13 protein-coding genes are annotated in these 19,101 nt (G+C 65.2%); 5 read left to right on the forward strand and 8 right to left on the reverse strand.

The window, feature by feature from the left end:
* From F6B93_RS15640 to F6B93_RS15650, 3 genes are all read left to right on the forward strand, one after another.
* Nucleotides 1–333 carry a hypothetical protein gene (locus tag F6B93_RS15640; protein WP_211695888.1) on the forward strand — a complete coding sequence of 111 codons (333 nt, stop codon included), beginning with the start codon at nt 1–3 and terminating at the stop codon, nt 331–333.
* Nucleotides 334–383: 50 nt separating this feature from the next.
* Nucleotides 384–2,162 carry a PE family protein gene (locus F6B93_RS15645; RefSeq protein ID WP_211695889.1) on the forward strand — a complete coding sequence of 593 codons (1,779 nt, stop codon included), beginning with the start codon at nt 384–386 and terminating at the stop codon, nt 2,160–2,162.
* Nucleotides 2,163–2,338: 176 nt separating this feature from the next.
* Nucleotides 2,339–2,935, forward strand: coding sequence for a hypothetical protein (locus F6B93_RS15650; protein WP_246540801.1), 597 nt, complete (start codon nt 2,339–2,341; stop codon nt 2,933–2,935).
* A gap of 29 nt (nt 2,936–2,964) precedes the next feature.
* Here F6B93_RS15650 and F6B93_RS15655 read toward each other — a convergent pair whose 3' ends face one another.
* The 5 genes from F6B93_RS15655 to F6B93_RS15675 all read right to left on the reverse strand — a co-directional run bounded on the left by F6B93_RS15655 (nt 2,965) and on the right by F6B93_RS15675 (nt 11,268).
* A complete protein-coding gene (locus F6B93_RS15655) occupies nt 2,965–3,633 on the reverse strand; it encodes a DUF8010 domain-containing protein (protein WP_211695890.1) in 669 nt (222 codons plus the stop codon).
* A gap of 2 nt (nt 3,634–3,635) precedes the next feature.
* Nucleotides 3,636–4,052: an acyl-CoA thioesterase gene (locus F6B93_RS15660; protein ID WP_211695891.1), complete on the reverse strand. Its 417-nt coding sequence runs from the start codon at nt 4,050–4,052 to the stop codon at nt 3,636–3,638.
* The gene (locus F6B93_RS15665) at nt 4,049–8,890 is read right to left on the reverse strand and encodes an NAD-glutamate dehydrogenase (RefSeq protein WP_211695892.1); all 4,842 of its coding nucleotides are present in this window, start codon (nt 8,888–8,890) and stop codon (nt 4,049–4,051) included. The genes F6B93_RS15660 and F6B93_RS15665 overlap by 4 nt, the downstream gene beginning before the upstream one ends.
* A gap of 102 nt (nt 8,891–8,992) precedes the next feature.
* Nucleotides 8,993–10,669, reverse strand: coding sequence for an energy-dependent translational throttle protein EttA (ettA, locus tag F6B93_RS15670; RefSeq protein ID WP_211695893.1), 1,677 nt, complete (start codon nt 10,667–10,669; stop codon nt 8,993–8,995).
* A 92-nt stretch (nt 10,670–10,761) separates the two neighbouring features.
* A complete protein-coding gene (locus F6B93_RS15675; protein ID WP_211695894.1) occupies nt 10,762–11,268 on the reverse strand; it encodes a single-stranded DNA-binding protein in 507 nt (168 codons plus the stop codon).
* A gap of 779 nt (nt 11,269–12,047) precedes the next feature.
* Here F6B93_RS15675 and F6B93_RS15680 point away from each other — a divergent pair.
* Together F6B93_RS15680 and F6B93_RS15685 are read left to right on the forward strand one after the other, a co-directional pair.
* Nucleotides 12,048–12,245, forward strand: coding sequence for a hypothetical protein (locus F6B93_RS15680; protein ID WP_211695895.1), 198 nt, complete (start codon nt 12,048–12,050; stop codon nt 12,243–12,245).
* Between the two features lie 83 nt (nt 12,246–12,328).
* Nucleotides 12,329–13,225, forward strand: coding sequence for a sterol desaturase family protein (locus F6B93_RS15685; RefSeq protein WP_211695896.1), 897 nt, complete (start codon nt 12,329–12,331; stop codon nt 13,223–13,225).
* A gap of 59 nt (nt 13,226–13,284) precedes the next feature.
* On the opposite strand, the gene F6B93_RS15690 is transcribed toward F6B93_RS15685, so the two are convergent.
* From F6B93_RS15690 to F6B93_RS15700, 3 genes are read right to left on the reverse strand one after another with little or no spacing between them, the layout of a single operon-like run.
* Entirely contained in the window at nt 13,285–15,654 is a 2,370-nt protein-coding gene (locus tag F6B93_RS15690; protein ID WP_211695897.1) for a glycerol-3-phosphate 1-O-acyltransferase, read from the reverse strand.
* Entirely contained in the window at nt 15,651–17,606 is a 1,956-nt protein-coding gene (locus F6B93_RS15695) for an HAD-IB family hydrolase/lysophospholipid acyltransferase family protein (RefSeq protein ID WP_211695898.1), read from the reverse strand. The genes F6B93_RS15690 and F6B93_RS15695 overlap by 4 nt, the downstream gene beginning before the upstream one ends.
* Entirely contained in the window at nt 17,603–19,075 is a 1,473-nt protein-coding gene (locus F6B93_RS15700; RefSeq protein ID WP_211695899.1) for a WS/DGAT/MGAT family O-acyltransferase, read from the reverse strand. The genes F6B93_RS15695 and F6B93_RS15700 overlap by 4 nt, the downstream gene beginning before the upstream one ends.
* Nucleotides 19,076–19,101 lie beyond the last annotated feature (26 nt).

A 19,101-nucleotide genomic window follows, 5' to 3' on the forward strand; every position in this document is an offset into this window, starting at 1 on the left:
GTGATCAACGTTCGGACCGAGGCGTTGCTGGGGCGCCCGCTGATCGGTGACGGCACCAACGGCCGGCCGGGTCACAACGGTGGCGGGCAGGGGGCAGCAGCACGTATGGCCCCGGCGTCGGTGGCGGCGACGTCGGCGCCACCGACGCCGGGGAGCCGGCCGCACCCGAAGGGACCGCCGGTGCCAGCGGTCTTGGCTGGCTGCTGTTCGGCCCACCTGGCAACCCCGGCTAGCCATGTGCCCCTGTCTGCGTGGGTAGGTAACAACCAGCGCGGCAAACCCCGGCGGGTACCACGCGATCCCGATACGCTGACCTCACAGCTCCCGCTGTGACGGCGACACGCCCGGCTCAGCGGTCCACGGAGCTTCCTCGGAGGTCAGCGATGGCGAATGTGACGGCGGCACCGGAGGTTCTGATTGCCGCAGCGGCCGACCTGGACGGGATCGGCTCGGCACTGAGTGCGGCCAATGGTGCCGCGGCGGAGCCGATCACGGAAGTGCTGGCAGCCGGCGCCGACGACGTGTCGGCCGCCGTCGCGGCGGTGTTTTCCGGGCACGCGCATGCGTATCAGACACTCAGCGCCCAGATGGCGGGGTTTCACCAGCAGTTCGTAGGAGCCCTTAGCGCCGCCGGAGCCTCTTATGCGTCGGCCGAGGCGACCAACGCCGCTCCGCTACAAGCCGTTGAGCAGCAGATCCTCGGAGCCATCAACGCGCCTACCCAAGCATTACTCGGGCGCCCGCTGATCGGCGACGGCGCCAACGGGGCGCCCGGACAAGACGGAGGAGCCGGCGGGTTGCTTTTTGGCAATGGCGGCGCCGGCGGCGCCGGCACCGAAGCCAACCCCACCGGGGGCAATGGCGGGGACGCCGGGCTGATCGGCAATGGCGGAGTCGGCGGGGCCGGATTCAGTCCAGACACCGGGACTGGGGCCGATGGAGGCACCGGCGGTGCCGGCGGCCGTGGCGGATGGCTGTACGGAAGCGGCGGTGCTGGTGGGATCGGCGGCACCGGCGGCGGCGGCACCACGGGCGGCGCCGCTGGTCACGGCGGTGGGGGTGGCGTCGGCGGCGCCACCGGGCTCTTCGGCTACGGCGGCGCCGGTGGTGGCGGAGGTCAGGGCGGTGGGGACAACTTCGCACTGACTGCCGGGGCGGGTGGTGCCGGCGGCGCCGGCGGGCAGGGCGGACTGCTGTACGGCAACGGCGGTGCCGGCGGCGTTGGTGGAGTCGGTGGCAGCATTACCAACGCGGAAGCCGGGGTCACCGGCGGTCTCGGCGGCAGCGGTGGTGGTGGCGGCGCCGCCGGGCTGTGGGGTGATGGCGGTGCCGGCGGCGCGGGCGCCGCCGGCGGCAACGGCGGCGGGGGGCTGGACAGGAGCGTCGGCGACGGCGGCAAAGGCGGCACCGGAGGTATTGGCGGAGAAGGTGGGTTGCTGTTAGGCAACGGAGGCGCCGGCGGCACTGGCGGGCAAGGCGGCATCGGCCGCTTCAGCGGTACAACCGCGGGCGCGGGTGGCACCGGGGGCGCCGGCGCGGTCGGCGGGTCCGGTGGGGGGTTGTGGGGTAACGGCGGCGCGGGCGGCGCGGGCGGCGACGGCGGCGCTGGTGGCGACGGCGGACTCGCCGGCGAGGGCGGACAAGGCGGCCAGGGCGCCATCGGCGGTGCCAGTGGGTGGCTGCTCGGCGACGGCGGCACCGGGGGTCACGGCGGGGCAGGCGGGCGAGGCGGCGACACCAGTGGTGGAGCTGGCGATCAAGGCGGCAACGGTGGGGCCGGTGGGGCCGGCGGAGCCGGCGCGAACGGCGGTTTGCTGATCGGCAATGGCGGGGCCGGCGGCTCCGGAGGTGACGGCGGGCAAGGCGACGGATCCGTCTCGGCTCCGTTGGGCGACGGCGGATCCGGCGGCTCCGGGTCCGCGGGCGGTGCCGCCGGGTGGTTGTTCAGCACTGGCGGCCACGGCGGCACCGGCGGCAACGGAGGCAGCGGCGGGACATTCGGGGGTGGCGGTGCCGGCGGCGACGGCGGCAACGCCCAGCTGATCGGCAACGGCGGGGCCGGCGGGGCCGGAGGGACCGGGCCGCCCGATGGGACCGGCGGCGAAGGCGGCGCCGGCGGGCTACTCTTCGGCACACCCGGCACACCCGGCACGCCCGGGTAGCCAGCAGGAACGGTTCGTCGCGCGGGTCCGCCCAGCCAGCCCCGGGTGGATGTCGCTAGAACCGCCACCGTCTCCATCACGAGAGCAACCTAGAACTCCGCGGTGACCGCTCGGGTGAGGTTGACCAACGAACTCCGCCCGACCGCGCGGTCGGCAGTCAGAGATACCATCGGCCGATGTCCGATATCCCGTTCGCCGAGCCCTATCCCGAGCCGGGTCCGCAGGGGTTCCCTGCCCAGCCACAATGGGCGGGGCCGCCGCAGCCACCACCGCCAGCGACGCCGGACGGGCCTCGACGTTGGCCCATCGTGGCAGCCCTGGCGCTGGCAGTCGTCGCATTGAGCGTCGGATTTGTGGGATGGTTTCGTCCGCAACCGGACAGCAACCGATCGCCGTTGGCATCCGATCCAACGTTCACCAGCCAACAGATTTCCGACGCGAAAGACAGCGTCTGTGCCACGCACCGGCTCGTGCGCCAGGCAACCGTGTCGAACACCAATCAGATCAACCCGGTACCCGGGGACGCGATCGGCGATCTGGCGGTAGCAGTCAACGCGCGCCTGGCCCTGTACAGCGGAGGCGACTACCTCCTGAATCGGCTCACCGCGGAACCAGCGACTCCTACCGAGTTGAGCGATGCCGTCCGCAAACTCGCACACGTGCTCCAGGAGCTCGCGATCAGCTACCTGGCCGGAGCCCCCGATTCCGTCGTAACTCCGCTGCGTCAGGCCTCGGATGAGCACACCCGAACGGTGGACTTGCTATGCACATGACTGCTGTGGCGACACGACAATCCGGACCGTCACCGCAGGACCAGCGCGGGATGGCCGCGACGTCGATACACAGACCCAAACCGAGCGTCCAGACGCAACCACGCCGGCAGCACCCGGACGCGGATCATCTCATCGGCATCGATCGAGTCCGGTGACTGCGGCAGGAAACCCATTGCGGTCAAAGCGAACACACAGCGCATCGGCAGCCCAACGACAATGTCGCCGGAGCTGACCTGCACAACCTCCTGGTCGAGCAACGACACCGGCGGACCAGACGAACTGCCGTGCTCCTTGGCCAGTTGCGCCCCGCGCTGCGCGAGCTCGAGCATCACCTGAGCGGGCACGTCGTCGACGTGGGTGAAGCCGGCTTCCGGGGGCAGCACGCCCCGCCACGCCGAGTCCATCGAGTAGCCGGGATCGACATAGCTCGAGGTATCCATCGTCGCCAGCCCTTGTGCCAGTTCCCGCGCGCCGACCGACAAGTCGTCGGGACGAACGGTGCCAGCCACCACCCGGCTGGCCAACACGTCGAAACCCGTTGCTACCCATACCGAAAGCAACCCGGCAGACCGTGCGCGGATCCGGATGACCGCAGCATCGTCGAGCCGCAGAACGTGGTCCACAAACGCGACCAGATCGCTGCGGTGCGCCGTGTCCGGAAGCCACAGCCCGCGCTCGGCTTCGTCCCCCGCTCCCACCCCTATTCCCTTCGCCACCGTTGCAGGTACTCCCGATGATGTTGTGACAACCGCACCAGCCGCTGTTCATCGATATGAAAGGCGGCCAGTTGTGACTCGGCGATGACGGCTGGCTTTGAGTCGGGCTCGGCGCTGACCGATCGCACCTCATACCCGAGGGTGAAGTCCACCGCCCGCAACCGCTTCACCCATATTGTCACTTGCAGCGGCGAATCCGCCAGCCGCAGCTGACCTTTGTAGGTCACCCGGACATCGGCAATCAGCAGGCCGGTAGAGGTGATGCCGGGACCGAATGCGTCTTTGAGGAACGGAACACGCGCCTCTTCCAGAATCGTGACCATGGTGGCGTGGTTGATGTGCTGGTACATGTCGATGTCCGACCAGCGCACTCCCACCGGCGCGACGAACCCGACGCTCATCCCGCGATTCCCCGGCCACTTGTTCGAGTCATGCGCCGGATCTGCCGCGCCGCCACGGACAACGTTGCCAGATCCGTCTGGCCGCTGGCGCGGATATCGTCCAGCGTCCGGCGCGCCCGCGCCAACCGCGAGGCGCTGACCTGCTCCCACTCGGCGATTTTCTCTTCACTACTTTCCCCCGGCTCTCCCACAGCCAGCACGTCGAAACACAACGATCGCAACGCGCCATAGATGTCGTCGCGAATCGCCAAGCGCGCCAACGAATGCCAGCGGTCTGTTCGGGGCAGGCCGGACACCGCCGTCAGCAGGGCGTCGGTGCCCAAGCGATCCATCAGAGCGAAGTAGGTGTCGGCGACCTCTGCGGTGTCGATATCGGCGATGTCGGCAATGTCGATGATGTCGAGCAAGCTATAGCGATAGAGGCCGGCTGCCACCCGGTAGGCCAAGTCGTCGGACACGCCCTGCGAGATGAAACCCGTGGCCGTCTTTTCCACGATCGCCCTGTCGTCGCCGCGCAACCACTCCGACATCCGCGGCGTCAGCGCTTTGACCTTTGCGGCGAAACGATTGATCTCGGCGCCGACGGCCAACGGCTGCGGGCGATAATTGAGCAGCCAGCGTCCGGCCCGGTCGATCAGCCGGCGAGTATCCAGCGTCAACCGGTCCGACAGCGCTACCGGGAGGTTCTCCGAGCGGATCCGGCGCCAGAGATGCCCCACACCGAAGATCGCATCGGTGGCGATATAGGTGCGCACGGCATCGATCGAGGTCACACCGACGTCCTCGGCGAGCCGGAAGGCGTAGGTGATACCGGCGGTGTCCACGAGGTCGTTGATGAGCATCGTGGTGACTATCTCGCGGCGCAGCTGATGCGAGCGGATATCCGGGGTGAAACGATCTCGCAACGGCTTCGGGAAGTACTGCGGCAGCCTGGACGCGAACACTTCCTGGTCGGGTAGCTCAGTGGCCAACAACTCCTCTTTGAGCCCCAGCTTGACGTGCGCCATCAACGTTGCAAGTTCGGGCGAGGTGAGCCCGATGCCGGTCTCCGACCGCCGCACGATCTCCTTCTCCGACGGCAGCGCTTCCAATTCGCGGTTGATGCCGCGCTCGGCCACCAGGTACTTGATCTGCAGGTCGTGCACCGGCAGCATGCTGGCCGCGTTGGCACGACTCGTGCCCATCAGGTCGTTCTGATCCTCGTTGTCGGTGAGCACGAGGTCGGCGACCTCGTCGGTCATCGACTCCAGCAGCTGGCTGCGTTCAGCAGCGTCGACCTTGCCCGCGCTCACCAGCGAGTCGATCAGGATCTTGATGTTGACCTCATGGTCCGAGCAGTCCACGCCCGCGGAATTGTCCAGCGCGTCGGTATTGATCCGGCCGCCGGCCAGATCGAATTCGACGCGGCCCAAGGCCGTTACCCCGAGATTGCCGCCCTCGCCGATAACCTTGGCGCGTACTTGATTCGCGTTGACACGCACCGGATCGTTAGCGCGATCGCCGACCTCGGAATCGGGTTCTATCTCGGCTTTGATGTAGGTGCCGATACCGCCGTTGAACAGCAGATCCACGGGCGCCTGCAGGATAGCGCGAATCAAGTTGGGCGGGGCCATCTCGGTAACGTCTCCGTCGATCCCCAGTGCGGCACCGACCTCCCGACTGACCGGGACGGCCTTCTGCTGGCGGCTGTACACCCCGCCGCCCTCGCTGATCAGGGACTTGTCGTAGTCCTCCCAGCTGGATCGGGGCAGGTCGAACATCCGCCGACGTTCCTCCCAGGATCGGCCAGCATCGGGGTCCGGGTCGAGGAAGATATGCCGGTGGTCGAACGCCGCAATCAGCCGGATGTGCTTGCTAAGGAGCATGCCGTTGCCGAACACGTCGCCACTCATATCGCCAACGCCCACGACGGTGAAATCCTGGGTCTGCGTGTCGACTCCGAACTCGCGGAAATGTCGTTTGACGGCTTCCCAGGCGCCTCTCGCGGTGATGCCCATGACCTTGTGGTCGTAGCCCACCGATCCGCCCGATGCGAACGCATCGCCTAGCCAGAATCCGTAAGACTTGGCGACCTCATTGGCGATATCGGAGAACGTCGCGGTGCCCTTATCGGCGGCCACCACCAGGTAGGAGTCTTGGCCGTCGCGGCGCAACACCCCGGGCGGTGGGCTGACCTTCCCCGTGGCGTGGTCGACGTTGTCTGTGACGTCGAGCAATCCCGAAATGAAAAGCTGGTAGCAGGCAACGCCTTCGGCGCGGGCGGCGTCGCGGTCCGCGGCGGGTTCGCCGGTGGGCAGCGGTGGCCGCTTGACGACGAATCCACCCTTCGCCCCGACCGGCACAATAACGGCGTTCTTCACCGCTTGCGCCTTGACCAAACCGAGGATCTCGGTCCGGAAGTCGTCGCGGCGGTCCGACCAGCGCAAGCCGCCCCGCGCAACCGGGCCGAACCGCAGGTGCACGCCTTCGACGCGGGGCGAATACACGAAGATTTCGAACTTGGGGCGCGGCAGCGGAAGCTCGTCGATCAGTTGGGCATTGAGCTTGAGCGCGAGTACGTCCTTGCTGCGGGCCGAGCCTGCGCGTGTCACAAAGTAATTCGTGCGTAGCGTGGCCTGAACCAACGACGCAAAGGCCCGCAGCATGCGGTCGGTGTCCAGGCTCACCAACGCGTCAATGTCCGCTGCGACCGCGGCGGCAGCCGCTTGGGCATCGCGACCGCTGGGCGATTTCGACGGTGCCGGATCGAAGAGGGCTTCGAACAGTGCGACCAGCGACCGGACAGTCGTGGGGTGCTCGTTCAGCACCGATTCGATATAGGACTGACTGTACGGAAAGCCCGCCTGCCGCAGATATTTCGCGTAGGCGCGCAGCAGCGCAACCTGCTGCCAGGTCAGCCTTGCCCGCATCACCAACTCGTTGAACCGGTCGACCTCCACCCGACCCTGCCAGATCGCGGTCACCGCGTCGGCGAACCGCTCTGCGGTCGCGTCTCGCTCGGGACCGGGCGGGGCGAGGGGGATGGTGGGGTGGGGCGAGATCCTGAACTGATAGATCCATACCGGCAGCCCATCGGGCCGGTTGACCTTGAACGGCCGCTCCTCGAGCACCACGACACCCATGCTCTGCAGCATCGGAAGCAGCTGGCTCAATGAGGCCGAACGCCCACCCAGATACCAGGTCAGCTTGGCTTCTCGGCCCTCGTCGCGCTCAGACAAGACCAATTTCACCGAATCATCAGTCAGCTCTTCGATAGTGGCGATGTCGGCTATGGCATCGGTCGGCTCGACCGTCTGCTTGTAGGCCTCGGAGAATGCCGCAGCGTAGTGTTCGGCGTCGGCGTGCCCGACCGAACCGGCGGCCGCGGCGGCGATCAACCTGTCGGCCCAGGTTCGCGCGGCTTCGCTCAACAATCCCTGGATCCGCAACCGGTTCGGCTCGGAGACATCCACCGAGCCCCGGGGCCCGCCGTCGGGCAACCGGACCATGAAATGCATTAGTGCCCAAGGCGATTCGCTGACACGAGCGGTAAACTCCAGGCGCGTCCCGCCGAACTCACGGACCAGGATGTCTTCGATCTGCAAGCGCACCGGCGTCGTGTAGCGATCGCGAGGGACATACACCAGGCACGAGACGAAGTACTGCAACCGGTCGGCCCGCAGGAACAACAACGCGTGCCGTTGTGATGCAAGCTCCACTACGGCCTTGGCCATCGCGAGCAGCCGTTCCGCGCTCAGCGCGAACAACTCCGGACGCGGAACCGTCTGCAGTACGTCGAGTAGCAGCTGGCCCGGATGGTTGGGATCGCTCTCAGCCATCGCGAGGGCCTCCCGGACCCGGCACGAGATGGTCGGGATTTCCAGCACATCGGCGTTCATGGCCGAGACGGTGAAGAGCCCGACGAAGCGGTGCTCGACAATGCCGCCACCCACGTTTTCGCGGACTGCGATGGCATACGGGTAGGCGCCGTAACGCAGGTAGCTGCCGACCCGTGCTTGGGCTAGGACCAGCAGTTTGTCATCGTCAGTCAGGCGGGGGCGCGAACCCGTGCGACCCCGCAATACGCCCACGCCGCTCGACCCCTCGCCGTAGACCAGTCCATCGTCCACCCGGCAGCGTTGGTAACCCAGCAGCAAGAAGTTCCCGTCGCCCAGCCAGCGCAGTAGCTTCCCGACGTCCTCGCGGTCCGGAGCGGAGAATCTGCCCTCGGAATTGGCTTCGACCTCGTCGGCCAGTTCACCCAGGATGGTGATCAATGCCGCGGCGTCGGTGGCGACCCGCTGAACGTCGGTGAGGACCCTGGGCAGCAATCGCTCGACTTCGGCGAGAGCCTTGCTGTCGACGGGCGAGGAAAGCTGAACGTGTATCCACGCCTCCCCCACGTACGGCGACGTGCCTTGCGCCTTCGGTTCGATTCGCAGCAACTCGCCCCTTGGTCCGCGATGAACCTCGAACACCGGGTTCATGATGGCCGCGTAGGCGACTCCCAGCCGATGGAGTAGCACGGTGACGGAATCCATCAGCATGCTGCCTTGTTCCGTGACGACCTGGAGCGCGGGCCCGAAACCTGCCGGGTCGTCCGGCGGGTAGACGGCGACACAGCTTTCACCGCCGGCTCGATGCTGGCCAAGCCGATAGTGCGCGCCCAGCATCTCCGGGGTCACCAGGGAGGCTGGCATCCGACTGCCCCCGTGGGTTATCGCGGCTTCGACGGCATCGTCGCGCGGGCCTCGATAGCTTTGTAGGTAGGCCTTCGATATCCAGTCGGGGATATCGAGAGTCCGGGTGAATGTGGTCCACCCTCCGGCATCCTGCTTGGCCCCGGAATCGGTCGTCATACCGATTGCTCCCAACTCGCGACGGATACCACTAGCCTCAATTGCCACACTCCTCCGCGGCCATTGCGGCCACATCGTCGCGGAGCGTTGGCAAAGCTGACATTAGTCCCGTGTGAGCTTGCGATGGGTCACGCGGTGCGGTCGGGCGGCTTCCGCACCGAGCCGTTCGACTTTGTTCTCCTCGTAGGCACCGAAGTTGCCTTCGAACCAGAACCACTTGGCCTCGTTGTCGTCATCACCTTCCCACGCCAGGATGTGCGTGCACGTGCGGTCGAGAAACCAGCGATCGTGAGAAATCACTACGGCACAACCGGGGAAATTCACCAACGCGTTCTCCAGCGAGCTCAGGGTCTCGACGTCCAAGTCGTTGGTCGGTTCATCCAGCAGGATCAGGTTGCCGCCCTGTTTGAGCGTCAGAGCGAGGTTCAGCCGGTTGCGCTCGCCACCGGATAGCACGCCGGCCGGCTTCTGCTGGTCGGGCCCCTTGAAACCGAACGCCGACACGTAGGCTCGCGACGGCACTTCAGTCTGCCCGACCTCGATGTAGTCCAAACCGTCGGAGACGACCTCCCACACAGTCTTCTTGGGGTCGATACCGGCGCGGGCCTGGTCCACGTAGCTGAGTTTCACGGTCTCGCCGACCTTGACCGTGCCGCTGTCGGGCTGCTCGAGCCCCACGATGGTCTTGAACAAGGTTGTCTTGCCCACCCCGTTGGGACCGATGACACCGACGATGCCGTTTCGGGGCAAGGTGAAAGACAGGTCCTTAATCAGCGCCCGTCCGTCGAAACCCTTGTCCAGGTGATCGACCTCGACGACCAGGTTGCCCAGTCGGGGGCCGACCGGGATCTGAATCTCCTCGAAATCGAGTTTGCGAGTCTTCTCGGCCTCGGCCGCCATCTCTTCGTAGCGCTGCAGGCGGGCCTTGCCCTTGGCCTGGCGCGCCTTGGCCCCGGACCGGACCCACGCAAGTTCCTCGGTCAGCCGCTTCTGCAGCTTGGCGTCTTTGCGGCCCTGCACCGCCAATCGTTCGGCCTTCTTCTCGAGATAGGTGGAGTAGTTGCCCTCGTACGGATAGGCACGCCCGCGATCCAGCTCCAGAATCCATTCGGCGACGTTGTCCAGGAAGTAGCGGTCGTGGGTGACGGCCAAGATCGCCCCGGCGTAGCTGGCAAGGTGTTGTTCGAGCCACTGCACGCTCTCGGCGTCCAGGTGGTTCGTCGGCTCGTCGAGCAGCAAGAGGTCTGGCTTCGACAGCAACAGCGCGCACAGCGCTACGCGGCGCCGCTCGCCACCGGACAGATTCGTCACCGGCTCGTCGGGCGGGGGGCAGCGCAGCGCATCCATGGCCTGCTCCAGCTGCGAGTCGAGGTCCCATGCGTCGGCGTGGTCCAGTTCCTCTTGCAGCCGGCCCATCTCTTCCATCAACTCGTCGGAATAGTCAGTGGCCATCAACTCGGCGACCTCGTTGAATCGGTCGAGTTTGATCTTGATATCGCCCATGCCCGCTTCGACGTTGCCGCGGACGGTCTTGTCCTCGTTCAGCGGCGGCTCCTGTTGCAGGATGCCGACGCTGGCGCCGGTGGCGAGGAAGGCGTCGCCGTTATTCGGTTTGTCCAGACCGGCCATGATCCGCAAGACGCTCGACTTGCCAGCCCCGTTGGGGCCGACGACGCCGATCTTGGCACCCGGGAAGAAGCTCAACGTGACATCGTCGAGGATCACCTTGTCGCCGTGCGCCTTGCGGACCTTCTTCATCGTGTAGATGAACTCAGCCATCGCGCGGTTTAGCCTTTCTGATCTTCCGGAAATATCCCGCGGACCATCCTAGGCATCACCGAGTGGCACCCGGCCGGCCCCTGCGCCGAACCCTAGGCCGGCACGGCCAGCGCGGCTTGGCTAGCACTGCTAGCGCCGTCAGCCACCTCCGAGACCGAGTCGATGACCGCGGCGGAGTCGTCGCCGCCCACCGCGATCTCGGTTGCGGTGGTGGCCGGACCCTCCGACGCGCTCGGACCTGTGTAGGCGGGCTTCTCGATGCGCACGATCACGCGCGACAAATCCGGGCCAACCGACGTCGCGCGCATCTCCAACGACGTGCGACGTACACCCTCCCGGTCCTCATACTCGCTGGTGTAGACATGGCCGACCACGATCACCGGGGCGCCCTTGCCCAACGCGGCACCCACCCCGGTAACCAACCGTCCCCAACAATTGACGCTGACAAACAGCGATTGGCCGTGCTCCCAACCGCCGTCACCGGTGCGCTTCCGCGAATTGCTGGCCACCCGGAACTTCACGACCTCATGATCACCGACCTTGCGACGTTGCAAATCATTGACGATGTGACCGACCACGGTCAGTGGCGTTTCGAACATGTGCTCATCCTTTCGTTGGCTGCCTTTGGTTGGCTGCCTTTGGTTGGCTGCGGCAGTCGCCGTAGCAAGTGCCATTCACCCCAGCAGCACTGACACGTGACCGGACTAGCCGTCGCCGCACCGCGACCCTGTGAGCGATGCCGCAACTGTGGATGAGTTGGTGCGTCCAAGAAAAACCACCATCACCCATGTATTCGCCAAGCGGATGTATTCGCCAAACGGCTGTATTCGCCAAACGGATGTATTCGCCAAACGGCCCTCCGCAGCGCGGCGACGGCGATACCATCCGGTGGTCGCGGTCTTACCGCCGCGACAATATTCGGGCTGGAATCGCCAGGATCTGGCGCCATCGAAGGGGCGAGAAGATGAAGATAGGGAACCCGAGAACGCTCATTGCGTGGCTGCTCGGCGCTGTGGTGGTGGGGTTCTACGTGCTTCTGGCGACAGGCTGCGCGGCCCAAATGCCAATGGCTCCGCAACCGGAAATGCAGGGTTGGGGACAGCTAGCTCCTGTGCCCGCGTCGGATACTGCCGTCGTGGCGCCGATGCACATCCCCAGCTAGCCAAAACTGGCAGCCCACTCGCTCGGTACTTGGGCGAGAGTTCGTTCGCGCCGGCAACCACAACGTCGTTCGTGCGGCCGGGAAAGACCAACTTCATCGAGTATTTGCCCAACCGCCTAACGCGGCAGAGGTGACGGCGATAGCATCCGGTGACCGCGGTTTGCGACCGCGGCGCTAATCGGGCAATAACTACGGCGCCGTCGAAGGGGCGAGAAGATGAAGGTTAGGAACCCACGAACGCTCATTGCGTGGCTACTCGGGGCGGTGGTGACCGGGTTGTACGTCATTCTGGCGACGAGCTGCTCGTCGCAAATGCCCGCCGCTCCGAATCCGCAGATCGGATGCTCCGGCCAACTCGGTCCGGTGCCGGCGCCCGACACTGCGGTCGTCGCGCCGTCGCACTTCGCCATCTAGGCCGTCTAGCCCGTCCAGCCGATTTCACCGGGCGACTCGTTCAGGTACCCGTTCGAGCGTGTCCTCGGGGCAGTAGGTGAACTATGGAAGACATCTTCCTCATGTTGCTGGCGGGGGTGTTGGTGCTGATGGGGATCGAATTCCTCAGCTACCGCTTAGACAAGAACCCCTCCCGGCAGCGAGTTGGCGTGTCAGCTCGTGACACCGCCACAAGTTTGTCGGTCTACGCCCTCGCCCGGATCACCCGCCCGCTCGCACAGTTCACCGGAGTCCCGCTCGTCGTGCTCGCGGCCGCGCTGACACCGCTGGCGCTGCCGGCGTCACAGTGGTGGGTTTGGGTGGCCGCCCTAGTGCTGACCGACCTGGCCTATTACGCCAAACACCGTATGGCACACCGTATTCGGTTTTTTTGGGCGGCGCATAGCGTGCACCACTCCAGCCAGCACTTCAACCTGTCGACAGGGTTGCGGACACCGTGGCTGGTCCCGGGTTGGTTTTTCCTGTCGTCGATTGTGTATGTGCCACTGGCGCTCGTCGGCTTCCCCGTGTGGATGATCTTCGGGTGCCACGGCATCGTGATCTTCTACCAGTTCCCGATCCACACCGAACGGATCGACCGACTGCCGAGGCCGATCGAGTACCTGTTCAATACGCCCTCGCACCATCGGGTGCATCACGGCGCCAACAACCCGTATCTCAACAAGAACTACGGGGGGATCCTCATTGTGTGGGACCGGCTTTTCGGTAGCTTCACCGAGGAAGGTGGACCCGTGCGCTTCGGTCTGAGAAAGAACATCGCCACCCACAATCCGATCAAGGTCAACTTCGGAGAGTTCGTAGCGATGCTTGGCGACGTTCGGCGCTCACGCACGTGGCGAGGCCGCGTCGGCTCCCTGCTGGGTCCTCCTGAATGGACCGACGCGAACGCCGAACAGTCCCCGACACGCGACGACTCGCGGCTCGTCGAAGCCGGAAGCTAGCCTCGCTGGCCATTCGCGCCCGTGTGAAGGCGTCCTCGCTACTGCCCGTAGCTGTCGGCTCAGTCTTCCGGGCGCCCTTGGCGTGCTTTGAATTCTCTGGCGACGAACTGGTTGCGTGCGACCTGCTCGACAGAGTCGAAATCACGGAGGATGTTGCGCAGTTCCCGCCGGAAAGCGATCCGGCGTTCGGCAAGGTCGGGTGCCGGCGCTATCAGATCCTGATCGACAACGACCTGGCGCGCGGTGGCGAATAGCAGCGTCGAGACGGGTTCGCTGCTGCGCACCCGTGACTGTGCCACGTACTGACGGCCGACCCCAAGCGCCAAGTCAGTCAGCTCTTTCTGACCGATGTCCGCGGGAGCATCGCGCAACACGTCCGCCACAATCTCATAGGCTTCGAAGAACACCCGTAACATCGCATCCGACATCAGCGGCCGCTTCGCGTACAGCATCGCGTCGAGGTCGCGGCCCCCCGCGGCGAGATTTGCTTCCCAATCCTCGTACCACGCCATCTCTGCGGCGATGTTGGCGCGAAACGCGGCCGAATCGGCGAAATAGAAGTCGAACTTCAGCAAATCGCGCAACCGCATCGCCTGCGCCCAGAAGGTCGCTACCCGGTCGCCTTGACTGTTGCGGGCATGCGCCAGCGCGAGCTCGACGATCGACGTCTCCAGAAAGGCATGAATCACCGAGTTTCGGTAGAAAGCCGCAGCGTGTTCGTCGTCTTCGGCGATGTACCACACGGGCTCGCGGCCGCTGTCCACCCTAGTCACGGGGTGCCCGTTGGACAACGCATCCACGGCGGCGCGCACACCCTCACGCGAGCGAAGCCGCAATGCACTCGTCGACATTGGTGTTTGTTTGCGTTCGAGATAATCCAGCGAATCCTGCAATGTGTGGTGCAGCTGATCGAGCGTCAACGCAGTACCGCGGGCGGTGAGCAGCAACGCCGACACCAACCCTGTCGCGGTCACTGGCGTCGACTGCAAAATCCGCCAAGCAACCTCGAACGACATCTTCTGCAACGCAAGTCGTTTCGCGGCTGGATCCTGGGCCAGTGGACCATGCGGTGCGCCAAGGTACTGCCGCATGGAGACTGCTTCGGGGAACCGGACATAGATCTTGCCGTAGTTGCGTTCACCCTGCGCTTTGATGAAGTTGTAGAGCCAGCTGAAACCCTCGGGAGTCTTTTCGGCGCCGCGCGCATAGGCAGCGTATTCGGCGATCTCGTGTAGTTGGTCGAAGCAGATCGACACCCCTTGCAGCAGGATGTCATCGCTGCGGCCATCAAGGTACGCGTCCGCTACGTAGCTCATCAGACCGAGCTTGGGCGGCAACATCTTTCCCGTACGCGACCGAGTGCCTTCGATGGACCAACTCAGGTTGAACCGTTTCTCGACGACATAGCCCACATACTCCCTGAGCACATATTTGTACAGCGGGTTGTCGCCGATATTGCGCCGGATGAATATCATCCCCGAACGTCGCATCAGGGGACCCATCACACCGAATGACAGGTTGATGCCACCGAACATGTGCACCGGCGGGAGCCGGTTGTCTTGCATGGCCACCGGCACGACCGCGCCATCGATATAGGACCGGTGGGAGAACAACAAGACCGCCGGATGCGCTTCCAGCGCAGTACGCATGGCGGCAACCTGATACTCGTCGTAATCGAACTCGGGATCGAATCCGCGACTGATCAACCTGCCAAGGACAGAAATCAGGTCTACCGAGACCTGGCTCCAACCCGTCGCGAGCTCGTCGAGCATCTCCCCCGCTTCTTCGACGGTTGCGCCGGGAATCTCTTTCAGGCCGGCGCGAAACCGCGCCGAGGCCAACATCTCTGGTTTCACCAAACGCGGCGACTTGTATTGCGGCCCAAGGATCCGATATTCCGCGCGCGCCAACGCCAAGATCGCACGACGGCTCACGAACTGGGCGAAATCGCGGGTGTCCTCGCCGACAGTGTTGTCGCGCCACTGTTGTCGCAGTTCGGACACCTTCGCCGACTCGCCGGCCAGCACCCGGGCGCGGTGCGGTTCGGTGCGCAGGATGCGCCGCTGCTGACGTTGGCTGGGCTGATAGGGATCCCGTCCCGGCAGCAGCGCGGCAACCTTGCCTGCCCTGCTGCGCTCGGCCGGGGGGAACCAGAACACCCGCACGGGCACGATCGAACGATCCTCCCGAGATGCAGCCTCGGATTCGGGACCGGACTCAAGCCGCTCGACAAGCGCCGTGAGCGCTGCCGGCGGAGCATTCCGCGGCGGCAGCTTCAATACGTCGAGGCTCGCCCCCGGATTGCGAGCACGTTGCTCGCCTAGCCAATCCATGACCAGCTGCATTTCGACCGGTGATTCCATCGACGCGAGCACCAACGTGTCTTCGGCGGTGAGGACTGCGCTGGTATCGGCGACCGGTTTGGTCACGGCCGTCCTCTGTGCCCAGCGCTCGACGAATCGGTGGCGTCACTCTGGCCGCGATCGCCCTGCGCCTGACCATCTTTGGTAACGATCGTCGATTCGTCGGGTTTCGCCTTGGCCGGCGTATTCGGCGAGGGCTTGGCAGCGGGCTTGGTCTCTCGTTTCGGCGTGGCTTTGGCCGAGGCCACCTTCGTGGCCTTCTTGACGACCTTCTTCCCCGCCGGGCTGGCGGTCTTCTTTGCGGCCGGGCTCGCCGCCTTTTTCGTGGCGCCTTGTGCGGCGGCCTTTGTCGGAGCGGCCTTTTTCGTGGCGGACTTTGTCGGAGCGGCCTTTTTCGTGGCCGACTTTGTCGTGGCGGACTTAGTCGCAGCGCCTTGTGCGGGCGCCTTCCGTGCCGTTGTCTTCTTCGCGGTGGTCGTGGCGGTCTGAGCCCTGGCTTTTGACGCAGCTTTCTTCGGGGCGTTCACATCGACCTTGGGCAACGTGTCGATCGGCCAGTCATGCAGGGTGTCGAGGTAGAGCTGGCGCACTTTGGCGATGCGATCGGGCAGCGTGTCCAGGGTCCAGCTATCGACGGGAATCGGCGGAAAGACTGCGATGTCGACGGTGCCCGGATTGATTGTGGTCGAGTTTCGCGACGCGACGATCTCCGCGTTGCGGATCACGATGGGAACGATCGGGATCTTCGCCGCCATGGCGATCCGGAATGGCCCCTTCTTGAACGGCCCAACCTCGGTGGTGTCCAGCCGGGTGCCTTCGGGAGCGATCACAATAGACAACCCATTGCGTGCCCGCTCCTCGACGGTGTGCAGCGTCTCCACCGCGGCCGCCGGGTCATCGCGGTCAATGAAAACGCCATCTAGTAGCTTGCCCAGCGTGCCCATGATTGGGTCGTTTTCCAATTCCTTCTTGCCCACGCCAACCCAGTTGTCACGCACCAGCGCACCGGCAATGACCGGGTCAACCTGGTTTCGATGGTTGAAGAGGAAGACGGCGGGGCGCTGGGCTGTCAGGTTCTCCTTGCCGATCACATTGAGGTGCACTCCGGCGGTCGCCAGCAACAACTGAGAAAAGTTTGAGGTGAAGAAATTGACGCCGCGGCGCCGGCTGCGGGTCAGTACGCCAAGCCCCACCGCACCGGCCGCGACGGGAACCATCGAACTGAACCCGGCAAGGGTCCGCAACTGGCGCCGAAGGCCAACGCCGCCACGGCTGCTGAACTTCAGAATCGGCCAACCCCGACGCTTGGCGACTGCGGCCATCTTCCCTTCGGGATTGGTAGGCCTGGGATTGCCGACCAAATACATCAGTGCGACGTCCTCGTCACCGTCGGCATAGAAATAGCTGTCTTTGAGGTCGATGTCGTGATCGGCCGCGAACCGCTGCACCGCGCTGGCTTTGCCCGGCCCCCACAAGATGGGCTTTAGTACGCCGCCGGTGAGCAACCCGTCTTCGTTCGTCTCGAACGTATTGGTGAGCGTGTTGGTGATCCCCAGAAAACGTGCCACCGGATTGACTTGGATGGTCAGCGCCGACGAACTGAGCACCACGGTGTGGCCGCGCGCCGCGTGCGCTCGCACCAGCTCGCGCATTTCCGGATAGATCCGGGACTCGATTCGTTGCGCGAACAGCCGCTCGCCGACCTCCTCCAGGTCATCGATCAATCGCCCGGCAAGCGCCGATGCGGCCTTGCCGATCAGGTCTTCAAACTCGATGCGCCCCAGCGTGTGATTCAGACCGGCCTGCACCATGCCGAGCAGTTCGCCTACGCCCATGTCACGGCGCCGCAGCCGCTCCTGGGTGAGGATGACGGCAGTGAAGCCCGCGACCAGCGTCCCGTCGAGGTCGAAAAACGCACCGACCTTGGGCCCGGCCGGACTTGCCATGATCTCGGCCACCGAGCCGGGCAGCCGCAAGTCCCGCGCCGCTTTGTCCGTCTGCTCTTCGGAGCCGCTCATGAGCCTGAACCCGATCGCGAGACCGAACCAGCGGGAGCTGCAAACGAAGCCGGTACTGCGCGCGGTGCCGGATCACCCGCTAGCGCCAGGATCTCGTCGAAACCTTCTAGCAGGCACTGCGCGAACAGTTCGTCGTTTCGCACCGAAGCCCGGTCATAGCGCACGGTGATCGTGCACCACCCCCCTCTGGAGATCAGCACCACCATCATCGCCACCCCCGGCAGGGGACCAATGCCGTACTGTCGCAGAATTTTTGCGCCCGCAATGTAGGTGTCTCCCGGGTAGACCGGCACATTGCTGGCCTGCACGTCAGAGCCGATCACCGAACCGCTGATCCCCTCGAGCACCGCCGTCGGCAAGACACTGAGCACCGGCGCCATGGACCCGATGATGTTCATCGCCGGCTCGTCGCGGCGCTGCGTCATTTGCGCCCGGATCTTTTTCATCCGGGCGATCGGATGGACGGTGCCTATCGGCGCCGCCAGGTTGACCCCGGTGAAACGGTTGCCGCCGGCCGCATCGGCTTCGGCTCGCAGATTCACCGGCACTGCCATGGGCAACGTACTAATTGGCACCCCAAGCGCTTCGTGATAGCGGCGCAGTGCGCCGCACAGGCCGGCCAGATAGGCATCGTTGATCGACCCGCCACCTGCCTTTGCGGCCGTGTGCAGCTCGGAGAGCCGAAGATCGATCGCCTCGGTACGGGTGGTCAGGCTGCGCCGGCGCAGCAGCGGCGACGGCTCCGCGGCTCGGTTGAGCACTCGCATGCCCGATAGGGCGTAGCCGGCGATTCCCGACACGGTGGACATCGGTTCGAGAACTGCCCGCCCGGCCGCTGACACCACCCCGGAAAGCGCCCCCAGAACACCCTCGACCACCGCTACAGGCAGATGGTTGATGCCCTCCCGCATCAGGTCGTTAGGGGTCAAGTCCTCCGGAATCGGTTGCGGGGGCGTCGGCCTGGCCGGGGGATCGCGCTCGAGGTCATAGATCTCGGCGAACATCTCGACCCCGCCAACACCGTCAGTGACCGCATGGCTGATGTGGAGCAGTGTCGCAGCCTTGCCGCCGGCCAAACCCTCGATCAAGGTGGCCGTCCACAGTGGCCGCGAAATGTCCAACGGCGACTGCAGGATCACCTCGGCGAGGTCGATGACGTCGCGCAGCGTGCCGGGCGCGGACACGCGCACCCGACGCACGTGGAAGTCCAGATTGAAGTCTGGATCGACCACCCAGCGCGGCGCCGCCGTCGGCAGGGTCGGCACCACAACCTTCTGCCGGAGCCGCAACACCCGTCGGGAGGCGTTTTCGAATCGGGTTCGAAATCTATCCCAGTCTGGCGTGCTGTCGAGCAGCTCCAGCGCCATGATTCCCGAGCGCGTCCGTGGATTCGCCTCTCCCCGATGCATCAAATAATCGACCGGCCCGAGTTCATCGGACAACGCGACGGCCTCGCCAGCCTCAGCCATGCTCATGACCTAGCGCGGTAGCTCGA

It is taken from the genome of Mycobacterium spongiae, assembly GCF_018278905.1.
Lineage (GTDB): Bacteria > Actinomycetota > Actinomycetes > Mycobacteriales > Mycobacteriaceae > Mycobacterium > Mycobacterium spongiae.